16 protein-coding genes and 1 tRNA gene are annotated in these 16,081 nt (G+C 68.9%); 11 read left to right on the top strand and 6 right to left on the bottom strand.

Going from position 1 to position 16,081, the window contains the following annotated elements; genetic code table 11:
• Positions 1-65: 65 nt before the first annotated feature.
• Genes FNM00_RS07605 through FNM00_RS07560 form a run of 10 tightly spaced genes read left to right on the top strand, consistent with a single transcriptional unit; the run spans position 66 to position 10,848 of the window.
• A complete protein-coding gene (locus FNM00_RS07605) occupies positions 66-878 on the top strand; it encodes a cupin domain-containing protein (RefSeq protein ID WP_143912833.1) in 813 nt (270 codons plus the stop codon).
• Complete coding sequence (locus FNM00_RS07600; protein ID WP_143912832.1) at positions 875-1,714, top strand: carbon-nitrogen hydrolase family protein; 840 nt, start codon at positions 875-877, stop codon at positions 1,712-1,714. The genes FNM00_RS07605 and FNM00_RS07600 overlap by 4 nt, the downstream gene beginning before the upstream one ends.
• The gene (locus FNM00_RS07595; protein WP_143912831.1) at positions 1,711-2,571 is read left to right on the top strand and encodes an FAD binding domain-containing protein; all 861 of its coding nucleotides are present in this window, start codon (positions 1,711-1,713) and stop codon (positions 2,569-2,571) included. Before FNM00_RS07600 ends, FNM00_RS07595 begins: the two co-directional genes overlap by 4 nt.
• A complete protein-coding gene (locus FNM00_RS07590; RefSeq protein ID WP_143912830.1) occupies positions 2,568-4,955 on the top strand; it encodes a xanthine dehydrogenase family protein molybdopterin-binding subunit in 2,388 nt (795 codons plus the stop codon). The genes FNM00_RS07595 and FNM00_RS07590 overlap by 4 nt, the downstream gene beginning before the upstream one ends.
• The gene (locus FNM00_RS07585; RefSeq protein WP_143912829.1) at positions 4,952-5,434 is read left to right on the top strand and encodes a (2Fe-2S)-binding protein; all 483 of its coding nucleotides are present in this window, start codon (positions 4,952-4,954) and stop codon (positions 5,432-5,434) included. Before FNM00_RS07590 ends, FNM00_RS07585 begins: the two co-directional genes overlap by 4 nt.
• The gene (locus FNM00_RS07580) at positions 5,431-7,785 is read left to right on the top strand and encodes a xanthine dehydrogenase family protein molybdopterin-binding subunit (RefSeq protein WP_143912828.1); all 2,355 of its coding nucleotides are present in this window, start codon (positions 5,431-5,433) and stop codon (positions 7,783-7,785) included. The genes FNM00_RS07585 and FNM00_RS07580 overlap by 4 nt, the downstream gene beginning before the upstream one ends.
• Positions 7,786-7,789: 4 nt before the next feature.
• Positions 7,790-8,626: a cyclase family protein gene (locus FNM00_RS07575; protein ID WP_205198081.1), complete on the top strand. Its 837-nt coding sequence runs from the start codon at positions 7,790-7,792 to the stop codon at positions 8,624-8,626.
• A 20-nt stretch (positions 8,627-8,646) separates the two neighbouring features.
• Positions 8,647-9,315 (top strand): SRPBCC family protein, encoded by a 669-nt coding sequence (locus FNM00_RS07570; protein ID WP_143912826.1) that lies wholly within the window; start codon positions 8,647-8,649, stop codon positions 9,313-9,315.
• Positions 9,312-9,875 carry a carboxymuconolactone decarboxylase family protein gene (locus FNM00_RS07565; RefSeq protein WP_143912825.1) on the top strand — a complete coding sequence of 188 codons (564 nt, stop codon included), beginning with the start codon at positions 9,312-9,314 and terminating at the stop codon, positions 9,873-9,875. Before FNM00_RS07570 ends, FNM00_RS07565 begins: the two co-directional genes overlap by 4 nt.
• Positions 9,876-9,882: 7 nt before the next feature.
• A complete protein-coding gene (locus tag FNM00_RS07560; RefSeq protein WP_246065116.1) occupies positions 9,883-10,848 on the top strand; it encodes a zinc-binding dehydrogenase in 966 nt (321 codons plus the stop codon).
• 64 nt (positions 10,849-10,912) lie between these two features.
• Here FNM00_RS07560 and FNM00_RS07555 read toward each other — a convergent pair whose 3' ends face one another.
• A complete protein-coding gene (locus FNM00_RS07555; RefSeq protein ID WP_185973040.1) occupies positions 10,913-12,010 on the bottom strand; it encodes a S1C family serine protease in 1,098 nt (365 codons plus the stop codon).
• A 138-nt stretch (positions 12,011-12,148) separates the two neighbouring features.
• Between FNM00_RS07555 and FNM00_RS07550 the strand changes: the two genes are divergently transcribed.
• A tRNA-Ser gene (locus FNM00_RS07550) sits at positions 12,149-12,235 on the top strand.
• Positions 12,236-12,309: 74 nt separating this feature from the next.
• Here the strand turns inward: FNM00_RS07550 and FNM00_RS07545 are convergent.
• From FNM00_RS07545 to FNM00_RS07525, 5 genes are all read right to left on the bottom strand, one after another.
• Complete coding sequence (locus tag FNM00_RS07545) at positions 12,310-12,996, bottom strand: cation efflux transmembrane domain-containing protein (RefSeq protein ID WP_143912822.1); 687 nt, start codon at positions 12,994-12,996, stop codon at positions 12,310-12,312.
• Positions 12,993-13,352: a Cd(II)/Pb(II)-sensing metalloregulatory transcriptional regulator CmtR gene (gene cmtR, locus FNM00_RS07540; protein ID WP_143912901.1), complete on the bottom strand. Its 360-nt coding sequence runs from the start codon at positions 13,350-13,352 to the stop codon at positions 12,993-12,995. The genes FNM00_RS07545 and cmtR overlap by 4 nt, the downstream gene beginning before the upstream one ends.
• Positions 13,353-13,550: 198 nt before the next feature.
• The gene (locus FNM00_RS07535; RefSeq protein ID WP_143912821.1) at positions 13,551-14,339 is read right to left on the bottom strand and encodes a hypothetical protein; all 789 of its coding nucleotides are present in this window, start codon (positions 14,337-14,339) and stop codon (positions 13,551-13,553) included.
• 107 nt (positions 14,340-14,446) lie between these two features.
• Positions 14,447-15,130 carry a hypothetical protein gene (locus FNM00_RS07530; RefSeq protein WP_143912820.1) on the bottom strand — a complete coding sequence of 228 codons (684 nt, stop codon included), beginning with the start codon at positions 15,128-15,130 and terminating at the stop codon, positions 14,447-14,449.
• A gap of 102 nt (positions 15,131-15,232) precedes the next feature.
• Positions 15,233-16,024, bottom strand: a complete 792-nt coding sequence (locus FNM00_RS07525) for an IclR family transcriptional regulator (protein WP_205198070.1) — start codon at positions 16,022-16,024, stop codon at positions 15,233-15,235.
• Between the last annotated feature and the right edge of the window lie 57 nt (positions 16,025-16,081).

Here is a 16,081-nt window from a genome sequence, read left to right as displayed (position 1 = left end):
CAATTACACTTAACAATATTCAAGAAGAGTCCGCGCGGCGGACGAGGGCAGTGAGGAACAGCGTCATGACACACGAAGCAGGCCACGCTCGGATCATCGGGAGCGATGAGTGGGGACCGGAACTCGACATCGTCCTGGGCGACGGGTCGTGTCGCGAGGTGGTCGGGCCTCGCTCCGGGGCGAGCCTGCGCAGCCTGTACGCCATCGAGCTCGTCGAGGGTGCCTCGACCATCGCCATGCGCCACCAGGTGGAGGCGGTCTACTACGTGATCGACGGGAAGGCCTCGGTGGAATCGGCTGCCGCGAACGAACACCTCACACTCGAGCAGGGAGGGATGTTCCACGTCTCACCCGGCACCGACTACCGCATCGTGGCGTCCTCGGCCGTGTTCCTGATCGGCGGGCCGTCCCCGGTCGACCCGGACTTCGGCACGCCGGCCGATCAGGTCGACGCGGCGACCTCGGGCACCCCCGAGCTGCGCGGATTCCACCGTGACGAGCCCGGGCTCATGGTCCCCTTCATCTCCGCCGACGCGCGGCTCGTCGTCTGGTACGGCGCGCGGGCGGCGACTGCCAATATGAACTATGTCGTCCTCGAACCCGGTGAACGGAACACCGAACACGTGCATCGGTACTCCGAGGACACGATCTACATCGTCGAGGGCCGCGGCACGGCCGAGGACGTCACGAACGGCTCGAAGCTGCCCTTCGGCCCCGGCGATGTCGTCCACATCCCCGCCGGGGTCGTCCACGCGGTGGCCGCCGACCTGGGGGAGAGAGTGATCAGCGTCGGCGGGCCCTGCCCGGCGGATCTGGACATGTTGCGTGCCGTCGGCGTCGATGTCGACGGACTGACCGCGGAGCTCGAACTCTCATGACCGTCGTCGCCCTCGAACAGACAGCGCCCGTGCCGGGCCGCTGCGATGACAACATCGCAGACCTGATGGGCCGTGCGAGCACGGCGTTGCGCGAGGGCGCCGACATCGTGGTGTTCCCCGAGCTCGCCTCCAGCGGATATGTCGTCGACCGGGCCAGTGTGGAGGCCGGCGCCCAGGCGCTCGACGGTCCGTTGGTGAACGATCTGATGACGGTCTCGAGCGCCCACGACGGGCTGGTCGCGGTCGGCTACTGCGAGAAGGACGACGGCGAGTACTTCAACAGCGTCGTACTCGTCGGGCCGGACGGTCCACTGCTCAACTACCGGAAGCTGCACCTCTTCGACGCGGAGAAGGAGGCCTTCACGGCGGGCGAGGAGCTGGAGGTGGTCGCTACGCCGCACGGCGTCCTGGGCATCTGCGTCTGCTACGACCTGCGTTTCGTCGAGACTCTGCGGCTGCTGTCGCTCAAGGGCGCGGACATCGTGCTGGCCCCGGCCGCTTGGGTCGGCGGATTCGATGCCGACGTGCCGGCGGAGGGACTGGTCCAGCAGGCGGAGGCCGTGCTGGTCCAGGCCAACCTTGACCAGGTCGCGGTCGTGGCGGTCTCCCAGGCCGGGGAGCACCCCGGCCTTCGGACCCTGGGCGGGTCGGTGGCCGTGGACGCCCGCGGCCGCCTCCTGGCGGGTCCGCTGTCGAGGCGAGAAGCGGACCGCGGGAGCGCGGTCATCGACCTCGCGGAGGTGCGGGCGGCCCAAGAGCGTTCAGCACGGATCCGGCCACGGGCCGACCGGAGAACCGATGTGTACGGCGTCTACGACGGCAAGGAGATCTGGTGAAACCCAGCGCATTCGAGTATGTCCGACCGACCAGCCTCGAGGAGGCGGTGGACGAGCTCGCGGTAGACCCTTACGAGAGCAAGGTGCTGTCCGGCGGACAGAGCCTCATTCCGATGATGAACTTCCGGCTGGCGCGTCCGGAGCGGCTGATCGACATCAACCGGGTTCCCGGCCTCGAGGGCATCGCGCCGGGAGACGAGCGCGTGACGATCGGAGCACGCACCCGCCACCTGACCGTCCAGAACACCCATCTCCCCGGGCCCCTGGGCTCCTTGCTGAGATCGGCCGCCGCCCAGGTCGGGCACCTGCCGATCCGTACGCGGGGCACCTTCGGCGGATCGATCGCGCACTGCGATGCGGCCTCCGAGTGGTGCCTGGTGGCGCGATTGCTCGACGCGGAGATGACGGTGCGAGGCTCGCGCGGGGAGCGCACGATCCCTGCCGCGGACTTCTTCCAGGCGATCTTCACGACCGCGATGGAGCCCGACGAGATCCTCACGTCGATCTCCCTGCCCGCACTCGACGACCACCACGTGACCGGTATCGCCGAGTTCGCACGACGGGCGGGAGACTTCGCGATCGTGGCCGCGACGGCTGCGGTGAAGGTGGAGGAGGGCGTGGTGACGGGGGCCCGCGTCTGCCTCGGCGGTGTCAGCGAGGTGCCGTGGCGCAGTGCGGCCGCCGAGGCCGTCCTGCTGGGCAGCACATGGTCGGCGCAGACGGTGACCGAGGCCGCCGAGGCCGCCGCCGACGAGGTCGATCCGCCCGCCGATTCCCACGGAGACGCCGACTACCGGCGAGATCTCGTGCGGGCATTGCTGCCGCGAGCGCTGAACGCCACGGGGGCGGCGTCATGACCGCGGACGAGCCACGCAGCTGGACGGGACGAGCGCTGCCACGGCTGGAGGATCCCGCCATCCTGCGTGGCTGGGGGCGATATGTCGCCGACGTGGCCGCGGGCGATGACTGTCTGCACGCGCGGTTCGTGCGCAGTCCGCATGCCGCCGGGCGGATCCGGTCGATCAGCGCCCCCTCCCATGTCACGGTCCTGACCGCCGCCGATCTCGCGGGTCTCCGGCCGATCCGCGCCGTCCTCGACCGGCCCGACTATGTGACGGTCTCGACGCCGATCCTCGCCGATGAGGTGGTGCGCTTCGTCGGCGAACCCGTAGCGGTCGTGCTCGCGCCGAGCGAGGCCGAGGCTGAGGATGCGCTCGACGAGGTCGTGGTCGACATCGACCCGCTGCCGGCCGTGCTCGATGCCGACGACGCCAGGCGACCCGACGCACCCCTCGTCCACGACGCGGACTACCCCGGCGACCCGAACACCGTGGTCGACGGCCGCATCCATACGCCGGGTTTCGACGAGGCCGTCGCCGCGGCCGACCGCATCGTGGCCGTTCGGGTGGGCTCTTCCCGACAGAGCGCGATGCCCCTCGAGGCCCGCGCGAGCCATGCGGCCTATGACCGCGCCAGCGGGCGCGTGACTCTGCACGCGACGCTGCAGATGCCGCACATGACCCGGACCGGCATCGCCGACTGCCTCGGCATCCCCGAGGACGATCTGCGGGTGATCTCGCCGGATGTCGGCGGCGGTTTCGGTGCCAAGATGACCCTCGCTCGCGAGGACGTCGTGGTCGTGCACCTGGCCCGGACGCTGCGCCGCAATATCGCGTGGATCGAGACGCGCGAGGAGAACTTCCTGGCGGCGTGGCACAGTCGCGAGCAGGTCTACGACATCGAAGGTGCCTTCGCCGCCGACGGCGAGCTGCTGGCTCTACGCGGTGACCTGGTCTGCGATGTCGGAGCGTACAGCTGTTATCCGGTGACCTTCGGGGTCGAGCCGCTGATGGCGATGGCGGAGCTGCCCGGCTGCTACCGGGTCCGCGAGTACTCGGTGCGTTCGCGCGGCATCCTCACCAACAAATGCCCGATCGCTCCCTACCGCGGTGTGTCCCGGCCGGTGCAGGTGCTGGCGATGGAGCGGCTCATGGATGTCGCCGCCGCCGAACTGGATCTCGATCCGGTGCAGATCCGCCGCAAGAACCTGGTCAGCGAGTTCCCCCACCGCACGCCGTCCGGTCTCGTGCTCGACGAAGCATCCCACCTGGAGACGCTGCAGCTCGCAGCCGACATGGCCGATCTCGCGGCATTCCGGGACCGGCAGCGAGCCGCCCGCGCCGAAGGCCGCTATCTCGGGATCGGATTCTCGAGTTTCGCCGAGCGCACCGGCTACGGCACTCCGGCGTTCGCGGCCCGGTCCGTTCCGATGAGCCTGGGGCGCGAGGCCATCGCGACCGTCACACCGGGTGCCGAACGCGTCATCTGCACGATGGACCCCTCCGGCGGGGTGACCGTGCGGATCGGCGCCTCTCCTCATGGACAGGGACTACGGACGACCCTCGCCCAGGTGGTCAGCGACGCGCTCGGCATCGAGCCTTCCTCCGTGCGCGTGATCGATTCCGACACCGATGTCACGCCCTACGGCTGGGGGAGCTTCGCGAGCCGGGCCATGGTCATCGCCGGTGGCGCCACCTTGATCGCCGCTCGCGAGCTGGCCGAACGGCTCCGTGTGCTGGCGGCACATCGGCTCGGCGGACTGCCCGATGACATCGAGCTGGTGGGCGGACACGCGCGCCGCCGCGACACCGGCGAGGAGATCGCTCTGCGCGTCCTCGCCCGCGACACCTACCACAATGCCCAGCTCATCCCCGACAAAGGCGAGCCGGCGCTGGAGGCGGTGGGCGTCTACGACCCGGCCGGGACCTTCGCGAATGCGTGTCACGTCGCGGAGGTGGAGGTCGATCCGGACACCGGCCAGGTCCGGATCGACCGGTTCCTGGTCGCCGAGGACGCCGGCCGGCTGGTGAACCCCGCCGTCGTCGACGGGCAGATCCACGGTGGCATCGCCCAGGGCATCGCCAATGCGCTCTACGAGGAGCTCATCTACGACGACCGTGGCGTCCTCGTCACCACCTCGCTGATGGACTACCTGCCCCCGACGGTGGCCGAGATCCCCCCGATCCGGATCGCTCACCTCGAGACCATCTCTCCGGCCTCGATCACCGGGGCGAAGGGAGTCGGCGAGGGCGGGACGATCGGCGCGCCGGCGGCCATCGCGAATGCCATCTCCGATGCGCTCTCTCCGCTGGGCATCGGAGTCTTCCACCTGCCCGCCACCCCACACCGATTGCGGACGGCGATCCGGGAAGCCAGCCGAACGAAGGAGGCCGCGTCATGACCCGATCCACGGTGCCTGTGCGCCTGTACGTCAATGGAGACCGTTACGACATCGAGGTCGAGCCACGGCGGACCTTGGCCGATGCGTTGCGGGAGGACTGCTCCCTGACCGGCACTCACCTCGGCTGCGAGCACGGTGTCTGCGGTGCGTGCACGGTGCTGCTCGACGGGCAACCGGTCCGCGCCTGCCTGATGTTCGCGGTGCAGGCCGAAGGCGCCTCGGTGCGCACGGTCGAGGGCCTCGCTCCCGATGACGAGACCTTGCACCCGGTCCAGAAGGCCTTCTGGGAGCACCACGGCCTGCAGTGCGGGTTCTGTACGCCGGGCTTCCTCACCCTGGTGGCCGGGTACCTGGAGGAACATCCACAGGCCGAGGAGGACGAGCTCCGCGACGTGCTCTCCTCGAATCTCTGCCGCTGCACGGGGTATCAGAACATCGTCACCGCGACGATGGCCGCGGCAGAGGAGATGCGGGGGTGATCGGCGCACGAGCTCTCCGGATCGAGGACCGGGTCCTGTTACGCGGGGCCGGCCGGTTCGCCGCCGACACCCAGCGTGCTGGGGAGCTGCACATGCGGGTGGTGCGATCCCCGATCGCCCATGGCCGCATCGTGTCGATCGACGGCACCGAGGCCCTGCGGCTCGACGGCGTGACAGCGGTGTGGACCTACGCGGACATCGCGGATCTCCCGGCGATCGGGTTCCGGTTGACCCCGCGTGAGGAGCTGCTGCCCTACCGTCAACCGGTGCTGGCACGTTCGATCGTGCGCTACGTGGGAGAGCCGGTCGCGGTCGTCTTCGCCGAGTCGTCGTATCTGGCCGAGGACGCGGCCGAGCTCGTCGACCTGGAGATCGAGCCGCTTCCGGCTCACCTGGACCCCGATGCCGAGCCGGTCGACTGGGTCGACGCCGAACAGGCGAGCTGGGCGGCGGGCCACGGGGAGAACCTCCCGGCGCAGGACTCCGAGGCGAGCGTCTTCACGATCGGTTATGGCGACGTGGATGCGGCCTTCTCGTCCGGTGAGGGCCGGGTCTTCACGATGGACGCGCGCATCGGACGCCACACCGGTGTGCCGATGGAATGCCGGGGACTCGTGGCCGTCTACGACGAGGCGGAGGGACAGCTCATCGTCGACGGTGCCGCCAAGGTCCCGTTCTGGAATCGCGAGGCCATCGCCGCGATGAACGGTCTCACCCCGTCGCGGGTCGTGGTGCGCGAGACCCATGTCGGCGGCGGCTTCGGCCCGCGCGGGGAGCTCTACCCCGAGGACGTGCTGGTGACCGTGGCGGCGATGCGTCTGCGGGCGCCGATCAAGTGGATCGAGGACCGCCAAGAGCACCTGATGGCGACGAACCACTCACGCGGACAGCATCACCGGCTACGGGCCCTGGTCGACGACGATGGCTACATCCGCGCCCTCGACGCGAGCTTCACCCTCGATCAGGGCGCCTATGTGCGCACGCACGGGGCGACGGTCGCGTCCCTCACCGCCTCGATGCTGCCCGGGCCGTACGTCATCGACAACTTCCGGGTGACCGCACACGTGCGCCTGACCCACAAGACACCTGCCGGCACCTATCGTTCGCCGGGCCGCTACGAGGGCACCTTCGCTCGCGAACGACTCATCGACACCATCGCGCACGGTCTGGGCCTGTCCCGCGAGGAGGTGCGCCGCCGCAACTTCATCGGCCGTGAGCAGATGCCCTACGAGCGGCCGATCGAGGCGATGGGCACGCACATGGTCCACGACTCCGGCGACTACGCGCTGCTGTTCGACAAGGCGGCCGAGCGTTTCGGCTTCTCCACGATCCGTGAGATCGTGTCGCGCCGCAGGGCCGCCGGAGAACGGGTCGGATTCGGGTTCGGGTATTTCGTCGAGAAGAGCGGGATCGGTCCCTCGGAGGGCGCCCGTGTCGTCATCGACGACGCCGGCGGGGTGACGGTGATCTGCGGGGCCTCATCCGTGGGCCAGGGGGTCGACACCGTCCTCGCGCAGGTCGTCGCCGAGGTGCTCGATGTTCCCCACGACACGATTCGCGTGGTGCGCGGCCGCACCGATCAGTTCCAGTACGGGCGAGGGGCGTTTGCGACGCGGCTGGCGGTCATGGCGGGATCGGCCGCCCTGAACGCCGCGACGGCGCTACGCGACAAGGCCTTCCGGGTGGCGGCGGCCGAGCTCGCCGTCAGCGTCGAGCAACTGCGGATCCGCGGCGGGGTCGTCGAGGTCGAGGGCTCGGAACAGGGCCTGAGCCTGGGCCAGATCGCCGGACTCCTGGATCCGCTACGGGCCAACGACCTCAAAGAGGAGCCGGGGCTGTCGGCCGATGGATGGTTCCACACCGATCACATGACCTATCCCTACGGCCTGCACGCCGCTCTCGTCCGGATCGACGAGGCGACGGGACGGCTCGAGGTCGAGCGGTTCATGGTGGCCTACGACGTCGGCCGGGCCCTCAACCCCACGCTGGTCGAAGGACAGATCGCGGGCGGAGTCGCGCAGGGGCTCGGTGGAGCGCTGTACGAGGAGTTCCTGTACGCCCCCGACGGCACGCCGCTCTGCACCACCTTCATGGACTACCTCATCCCCACCTCGGCCGAGGTGCCCGATGTCGAGACGCTCGTGACCGAGGACGCCCCCAGCCCGCTCAACCCCCTCGGGGTCAAAGGCGCGGGGGAGGGCGGCACGACCGCCGTCGCCGCCGCGATCGCCTCGGCCGTCGACGATGCGCTGCAGCAGCCGGGCGCTATCGACGCCGTCCCCATCACGCCGGGAACGCTGCACCGGCTCCTGCACCAGACCACCACGCAACATCTCACCACCAAGGAGTAAGCACATGCGCATCGTCGACATGACCCATCCGTACAGCATCCACACGCCCGGCTGGGTCGGCTACGCGGGCAACAAGATGTACTACACGCAGAACCTGCAGACGAACCAGATCGTGTCGCAGCGCATCGAGTCCTCCCTGCACACCGGCACGCACCTCGACGGTCCGATGCACGGCACGGACGGCGGCCTGGACATGGCCTCGCTCCCGCTCGACAAGCTCATCCACCCCGGCGCGATCGTCGATGTCTCCGATGTCGTCAGCGACTGGGACCTGATCGAGCCGGAGCACATCACCCGCAATGTGGAGATCAAGAAGGGCGACATCCTGATCATCCACACGGGCTTCATCGACTACTACCAGGACATGCCGAAGCAGGATCTGGTCCGCTACTTCACGATGCACCCAGGGGGCAGCGCCCGCCTGGCCGAGTGGATGGCCGACATGGAGATCCGCTGGTGGGGCATCGACGCCGGTTCAGGGGACCATCCGATGAACACGACCATCCGCAACATGCGCCCCGATCTGCTGGAGCAGTTCGAGAAGCACGTGGGGATGTCCTACAAGGAGTTCTTCGGCGAGTACACCTACACGCACCACATGTCGGGCCGCGAGATCACGTCCGACATCTTCCCGATGCACCACCTGGCCTTCCAGGACGGCTGCATCCATGCGGAGAACGTGGGCGGCGATCTCAAGAGCGTGCTCAATCAGCGCGCGATCATCGGAGCGTTCCCGTGGAAGATCGAGGGCGGTGAGGCCTGCCCGTGCCGCATCATGGCCTTCTTCGACTGCGGCGAGGACGAGGTCATCGAGGGTCTCGCCGGATTCGCCGGCAACTGAGACGGAGAGGAGGCACAGCCATGTTGTTGAAGAACGAGTTCACCATCGACGCGGGGGTGGAGGAGACGTGGGCGCTGCTCACCGATCTGGAACGCATCGCCCCCTGCATGCCGGGCGCGGTCCTGGACGGACGTGACGGCGAGGACTACCTCGGCGGCGTCAAGATCAAGGTGGGCCCGATCGGCGCCCACTTCAAGGGGACGGCTCGCTTCGCGGAGAAGGACGACGCCGCCAAGTCGGCCGTCATCGCCGCGGCGGGCAAGGATCCGAAGGGCCAGGCGGCGGCCAATGCCCGTATCGCGGCACGGCTGGAGTCGGAGGGGGAGGCGCGGACCCGCGTCCTCATCGACACCGAGCTGGACATCTCCGGTCGGATGGCGCAGTTCGGGCGGGGCGCGATCGCCGATGTCAGCAATCGCCTCATCGGCCAGTTCACTGACAACCTGAGCCGTGAGCTCGCCGGTGGCGGAGCCGCGAACCGAGCCGAGGAGTCCACGGCTCGGCCCGGCGCGGGCCCGGCTCAGGCGAGTGCCGGCGCGGGCGCGACGACGACCGAGAGCGCCGACGCCGGCCTGGACGCGATGTCGTTGCTGGTGCCGATGGTGAAGGAGCGGTACGGCCAGGCGATCGCCGGGGGCATCGCCGGCCTCGTGCTCGGTTGGCTGCTGTGGGGAAGGAAGACACGATGAGACTCAAGAAGCTGGTGCCCGGGGAGCTCGACGACGAGCAGCGGGCCGTCTACGATGCGATCGCCGGGGGCGACCGGGCCAAGGGCAAGCAGCTCTTCCCGCTGGTCGACTCCGACGGCTCCTTGACGGGACCGTTCGGGGTCATGCTGCACGCCCCGAGGATCGGGGACCGGCTGCAGGCCCTCGGGTCGGCGATCCGGTTCCAGACGAACCTCAGTGACAGGGTGCGCGAGATCGCCATCTTGCAGGTGGGACACGCGCTCGGGAGTCAATTCGAGTGGTGGGCGCACGAGCGTGTCGCGCGCTCGATCGGCGTCACCGATGAGGAGATCACGGCCATCTCGCTGGGCAGCTTCCAGGGCCGCGACGAGACCGAGCAGGCCAGCTACGAGGTGGTCGCGAATCTCCTGCAGTCGAGTGTGGTCACCGATGAGGAGTTCGAGCGGGCCTCGGCGATCCTCAGCGATCAAGAGCTGGTCGAGTTGTCCGTGCTGGTCGGGTACTACCGCACACTCGCGCAGACGATGACGCTCTTCGGCGTCGGCATCCCTGAGGAGTGACGTGACGATGGTGCAGGCGATGGCCGCGCACGGTACCGGCGGCCCGGAGGTGCTGGGGCTCGTCGACGTCCCGTCGGCGGCGGTGGGGCCCGCTGAGGTGCGCGTCGCGGTCCGGTTCAGCGGGGTGAACTTCTGGGACGTGATGCAACGTCGTGGAGTCGTGCCGCTCGGTCCGGGGTCCGTCCCCGGTGTGGAGGGCGTCGGCGAGGTGATCGAGGTCGGCCCCGAGGTGGACTCCTTGCGAGTCGGCGACCGGGTGGCCTGGAGCAAGGTCGCGGGCAGTTACGCGCAGCAGGTGGTGGGCGCGGCATGGATGTTCGTGCCGGTGCCGACCGAGCTGGCCGATGAGGATGCTGCGCGGGTGCTCATGCAGGGCGTCACGGCGCAGTACCTCGCCGAGTCCACGTGGACATTGGAGACGGGCGACAGCGCGGTCGTGATGGCCGCGGCCGGCGGGGTCGGCACGCTGCTCACTCAGTTCCTGGGAGCGCGGGGCGTGCGCGTCGTGGGTGTGGTCTCACGCGACGACAAGAAGGCTGCCGCCCTCGAAGCGGGGGCGGCGGATGTCGTGGTGGACTCCGAGCGATTCGTGGACGATCTCCGGTCGATCGTCCACGACGGCGCGGGGGCGGTCTTCGATGCCAACGGAGGCGAGTCCGCGTTGCGGGGTCTCGAACTGTTGCGGACTCGGGGTGCGCTGGTGCTGTACGGCGCGGCCGGCGGGCCGGTGCCACCACTGGATCTCGGACGGCTGGGCGATGGCTCACTCTATGTCACGCGTGCTGCGGGTCGGGACTATGCGCGCACGCCAGAAGAGTGGCGGAGCAGGGCCGACGATGTCCTGGCGCGTGCCGGGGAAGGAACGCTGCGAGCCGTGGCCGGGGGTGTGTGGCCGCTGAGCGAAGCGGCCGAGGCACACCGTCATCTGGAGAGCCGAGCCTCCGTCGGCAAGCTGCTGCTCGCCATCTCCTGAGCCTCACCACCCGAGCTGGCCCGAACCCGTTGAGTGTGAGGTGCCCCCACACTCAACGGGTTCGTCAGCCGATCGGGCCGGCGGTGAGCCGGGCGGTGGCGGTGTGGGAGGCTCCTGCCGCGTCGAGCCAGGTGATGTTCACGTCGTCCCCGGCCGCGTGAGCGGCGATCGCCGAGGACAGCTGCCGGGCGGTTGTGACGGTCTCACCGTCGATGCCGGTGATAGTGCTGCCCTGGGCGATGCCGAGATCGGCCGCGGGCGATCCCTCGATCGTCCCCGCGACGATCGGCACACCGCCGCGCTCGTCCAGCTGGAGTCCGAGGAAACCGGTCGAACCGATGGTGATCGTGGCGCTCGTCTGGCCGGAGGTGATCTGGTCGGCGATACCGAGGGCCTGCTCGATCGGGATGGCGTAGCCGGTCACCTCGGGTGCGCCGTTCGAGGCCGCTGTGGTCATGCCGATCACGTCGCCGTCGGCATCGCGAAGTGCGCCGCCTGAGTCGCCGGAGACCACGTCGGCGTCGACCTGGATCAAGCCCGAGAGCTGCCTGCCAGACCCGGTCTGCTCATCCTGCACCGTGATCGACTGGTCGAGTGCCGTGACCGTCCCGCTCGCGGCGCTCGCCGCTCCGCCGTCGCCGTTTGCATTGCCGACCGTGACGATCTCGTCGCCCACGGCCACGGTTCCCGATCGATCGAGTGCCGCCGTGGTCAGCCCGGATGCGTCCTGGAGCTGGAGGACCGCGACATCGTGGGTGGCGTCGTAGCCGACCACCTCGGCGCTATAGGTCTCACCCGTCGTGACGACCTGCACCTGGATGCTCGTGGCACCCTCGACGACGTGGTGGTTGGTGAGGATCTCACCGTCGGAGGTGAGCACGATGCCGGTGCCGGCTGCCTCTGCCCGGCCGTAGTCCACGGTGGTGGTGATGTAGACGAGACTCTGTTCCTGCGCTGTCGTGGCGTTGGTGGCGGAGCTGGTGGTGGTCTCGTCAGCGCGGGAAGGCGGTGGCGGGACGGTGACGGCGATGGGCCGCTGTGCGGTGCTGACGGTGGCCGACTCGCTGTCGGCCGTGGCCGCGTAGGTGAGTCCGGCCACGCCCGCGGTGAGTGCGGCCAGGGCTCCGACGAGGGCGAGCCGAGCGGATCGGTGAGTGTTCATGACGCCTCCTGAGCGGGTTCTCTTCGAGTGAAGTCCCGCTTGCTGTGCGTTCCTTGTGGAAGGGCGATGAGAATCAGAAGAGTCCTGACGATCACCCGCCGCGTGGGTGATCATGGCCGGTCCGGTAAGGTACCTCGCGGTGGCGTGTCCGAGCGGCCGAAGGTGCATCACTCGAAATGATGTGTGGGGTCAAACCCACCGTGGGTTCAAATCCCACCGCCACCGCCGAGGGGAAGGCCCCGAGATCCGTGAGAAAGCAATGGATCCGGGGCTTTCGCCATGTCCGAGACAGGCCGTCATCAGCGACTCCCGCAGCAGTCGTCCTCGCACGCGTCCGCCTCTTGCTCGCCGGTGAGCACGGCGACCGGTGCGGCGCAGCAGGCGTCGCCCTTCCACGCCTCGACGCCCTCGCGGACGGCGAACACAGCGATCACCAGGGCAGCCACGGAGTCCGCCCAGGCCCAGCCGAGCAGGCTGTTGAGCAGCAGCCCGACGAGCAGCGCAGCCGAGAGGTACGTGCAGATGAGTGTCTGCTTCGAGTCGGCGACGGCCGACGCGGAGCCGAGCTCCCGGCCCGTGCGGCGCTCGAACCAGCTCAGGAAGGGCATGACAACGAGGCTCAATGCCGCGATGGCGATGCCGATCGGGGAGTGCTCGGGATCGCGCAGACCGAGCAGCGAGAGCACCGCGTCCACGGACACGTAGGCGGCTAGGGCGAAGAACGACACCGCGATGACTCTGAGCGCGACCTTCTCCCGCTTCTCGGGGTCGGGTGCCGTGAACTGCCAGGCCACCGCGGCGGCAGAGAGTACTTCGACGATGGAGTCGAGCCCGAAGCCGATGAGTGCCGCGGACGCCGCGGCGGCACCGGCGAAGAGAGCGACGATCGCCTCGATGACATTCCAGGTGATCGTGATCGCGACGACGATCCTCACCCGACGCCGCAGCGTTGCGGTGCGCTCGGGCGCCAGCACCGAGGCCCTCACTGCTGGGCTTCTGCGTCACAGCATCCGGGGACGGAACAGGCCGGATCGATGCACGGTGCACTCTCGTCCACGGCGAGGGTCACGTCCAGCAGGGCTGTGAGCGCCGCGGTGAGGTGCGGGTCGGCGATCTCGTAGCGGGTCTGCCTACCTTCCGACTCTGCGACCACGATCCCGCAGTCGCGCAGGCAGGTCAGGTGATTCGAGACGTTCGAGCGGGTCAGTTCCAGTTCGCGCGAGAGCACAGCAGGATAGCTCGGGCCGTCGAGCAGGGTCATCAGGATCCGGGAGCGCGTTGGGTCCGCCATCGCTCGGCCGAGCCGGTTCATGACATCGAGACGTGAAGCAATGGTCAGCATACGCTGAATATACAGCGAATGCTGAATCGTTGTCGAGTTGTCCACGGTGCCGCACACGCTCCGCGCGCTCGTCCCCTGGTGCGCGGCCCATGCACCCTGCCCCTGCGGCTCGGATGCCGAACGGCTGACGGGCCGGCAGGTAGCCTCTGGATCTCGCCGTCCACCTCACTGAGACCACGAACAGCACAGTGGAAGCCGTCAGCTCGCCGAGGGGCCGTCCTGATCGAAGGTGCCAGTCGCACGGTCGATGGCCTCGCCGACGACATCGTTATCGGCCAGCAGCAGTGCGCGCTCCGTCGGCAGCAGAGCGACGGCGATCACCAGTAGGGCGGGCCCCGCCACCCGCAGTCCCGTCAGCAGCGGATCGGGCCAGGTGGCTCCTATGATCTGGAACACCGGCAGCAGGCCCACGAACACCACCACCGCGATGAGAGCGAGTGCCAGGGTCAGGTTCAGCCAGAGGGGGAGCCGCCACGTCCACAGCAGGAGCAGGCAGATGCCGATGATCGTGGTCGGCACGGCGATCGCCGCCCACGAGAGCTGCGAGACGGTCGAGGCGTCGTAGGTGCCAGGGTCCAGCAGGCTGAGCACCCACACGCCGGCCAGAATGAACACGGTGAAGGCGGCGACCATGAGGGCGACGCACACTCGCATCGCCATGGGTCCCGGCGGGCCCGAGAACTCGTGCTTGCCGACAGAGATGAGCGTCCACACGGTCCCCGCCAGCGGCACCAGGAGCAGGAGCGTCGGCCCCAGGAAGGCCGACTGCCACCCGGCGTCGCCGTCCTCCAGCCGGGCGAGCACGGCGATGAGCACCATCAGCCCGAGGATCGTCGCGAGCTCGACCGCCAGCAGCCGGGCGAAGACCCCGGCGACCTCGCCGAGCGGCGCCCGCCGGCCACGATCAGCCCGCAGCTCCGCCTCGCGCGCGGTCAGATACTCCTGCCTCCCGCGTGCGTCGAAGAACCTCTCCGGCTTCTCGGCCACCTGGAACCCCCTTGGTCGGAACGGTCACCAGGCTACGGTGACGTCTCACCCGGAGACGACGAAGGCCCGGACCGCGGGGGCGGTCCGGGCCTCGGTGAGGGAGGAGGTCAGGCGACGGTGCCCGTGCCCTCGGCCTCGATCTTGTCGTCGTGGATCAGGTCGCCGTTCTCATCGACCGGCGTGATCGTGACATCGAAGGTGATCGGCGAATCAGCCTGGTAGTGGAAGTTCTCACCGAAGGAGTAGCTTTCACCGGTGCCCAGCGTGTAGACCGTCGGATCGGCGATCTCGGCGATGGGGCTGGTGACGATGCCCATCTCCTCGGCCAGCGCCGAGTCGGTGATGCCGCCCATGCCCTGCATGTACTCCCAGTCGTCGTAGCGTGCGGAGACGTCCACGAGGCTGGAGCCCAGGTCGATCGGGTCGCCGTTGTTGGTGACCACGTAGTTCAGGAAGACGAGGTCGTCACCCTCGGCGATCAGCGGCTCGTTGGTGTCGGGATCGACCCAGTTGCCGTCCTTGGGCGCCGGTGCGGTGCCCATCTGGTAGACCTCGACCGTGACGTCACCGGCCTCGATGGTGGAGATCAGCTCGCCACCGTCGGTGGGCTCGGCGGCCCAGGACGGGGTTCCCTCAGCGGCCGGGGCGGCCTCGGTCTCTTCGGTCTCCTCGGCCGGGGTGGTCTCGGAGCTCTCGGGCTCGTCGGCATCGTCGCTGCCGCAGGCAGCCAGGCCGAAGGTCGCGAGCACGGTAGCGGCGGCGGCTCCAGCGAGGCGCTGGTGTCGTTTCATGGGGGGTTTCCCTCCAAAGTCGTTTGTGGTACAAGCGGATCATATCGTCACCTTCGGATGGTGTGCTCAGCGACCCGTGTGGGACTCGTCACCGCCGGATCGTCAACGGCCCTGGAGGCGGGAGGTGAGCCGTCCGGCGGCCCCGCGCACGGCTTCGAGGATCGCCTCGGACCGTTCGCCGCGAATCCGGTCCACGGTCCCGCCCAGGCTGATCGTCCCGATACACGTGCCATCGGGGCCGAAGATCGGAGCTGCGACGGCCGCCACATTGCCGAGGAAGTCGCCCTCGCTCACTGCGTACCCCTGGTCGCGGACGCGTGCCACGAGCGCCCGCAGGTCTTCGGCCTCGGTCACCGTGCCGGGCGTGAACGGTTCCCGGTCGTGATGGGCGAGCTCCTCCTCCAGCAGCCCCGGCACGAAGGCGAGCATCGTCACCGGTCCGGCGGCCGCGTGCAGCGGCAGGCTGGAACCGATCGCCACGGCGTTGACGGTGACCGGCGAATCACCGGTCACCGCATCGATGCAGACGGCATGCCGGCCACTGGGCACCATCAGATAGGCGGTGTCGCCGAAGTCCTCGGCGAGCTCGCGCAGCAGCGGCTTGGCCTCCGCCGGAAGCGTCGTGGACGCCAGGGCCACCGACCCGATCTGGAACACCCGCATCGTCGGCCGGTAGGAGTTGCCGTCCCCGCGGGCGAGCCATCCGGCCATCACCAGCGTGTTGAGAAGACGGTAGACCGTCGTCTTGTTCATCCCCGACCGCTCGGCGATCTCCGCCAGCGTCAGGTCGGGGCGCTGGTGGTCGAAGTAGGCCATCAGCCGGCAGGCTTTCAGCACCGATCCGACGTAGTTGCGTTGATCGATGCCGTCGGTCGCATCGGGTTCCGAGGTCACGGGCACCCCTCTCTGTGCGCGGACTGCATGCTGTGGGCACAGAGTAGCGTCGCGGGT

It is taken from the genome of Aeromicrobium piscarium, from assembly GCF_007421815.1.
Lineage (GTDB): Bacteria > Actinomycetota > Actinomycetes > Propionibacteriales > Nocardioidaceae > Aeromicrobium > Aeromicrobium piscarium.
Note: the sequence above shows the minus strand (reverse complement) of the source record. Positions and strands in the feature narration are given on the sequence as shown.

Excerpts from the sequence above, each read along its gene's own strand:
- FNM00_RS07585 (WP_143912829.1), top strand. The coding sequence starts at position 4,952 with ATGACCCGATCCACGGTGCCTGTGCGCCTGTACGTCAATGGAGACCGT.
- FNM00_RS07605 (WP_143912833.1), top strand. The coding sequence starts at position 66 with ATGACACACGAAGCAGGCCACGCTCGGATCATCGGGAGCGATGAGTGG.
- FNM00_RS07560 (WP_246065116.1), top strand. The coding sequence starts at position 9,883 with ATGGTGCAGGCGATGGCCGCGCACGGTACCGGCGGCCCGGAGGTGCTG.
- FNM00_RS07600 (WP_143912832.1), top strand. The coding sequence starts at position 875 with ATGACCGTCGTCGCCCTCGAACAGACAGCGCCCGTGCCGGGCCGCTGC.
- cmtR (WP_143912901.1), bottom strand. The coding sequence starts at position 13,352 with ATGCTGACCATTGCTTCACGTCTCGATGTCATGAACCGGCTCGGCCGA.
- FNM00_RS07565 (WP_143912825.1), top strand. The coding sequence starts at position 9,312 with ATGAGACTCAAGAAGCTGGTGCCCGGGGAGCTCGACGACGAGCAGCGG.
- FNM00_RS07590 (WP_143912830.1), top strand. The coding sequence starts at position 2,568 with ATGACCGCGGACGAGCCACGCAGCTGGACGGGACGAGCGCTGCCACGG.
- FNM00_RS07570 (WP_143912826.1), top strand. The coding sequence starts at position 8,647 with ATGTTGTTGAAGAACGAGTTCACCATCGACGCGGGGGTGGAGGAGACG.
- FNM00_RS07530 (WP_143912820.1), bottom strand. The coding sequence starts at position 15,130 with ATGAAACGACACCAGCGCCTCGCTGGAGCCGCCGCCGCTACCGTGCTC.
- FNM00_RS07575 (WP_205198081.1), top strand. The coding sequence starts at position 7,790 with ATGCGCATCGTCGACATGACCCATCCGTACAGCATCCACACGCCCGGC.
- FNM00_RS07555 (WP_185973040.1), bottom strand. The coding sequence starts at position 12,010 with ATGAACACTCACCGATCCGCTCGGCTCGCCCTCGTCGGAGCCCTGGCC.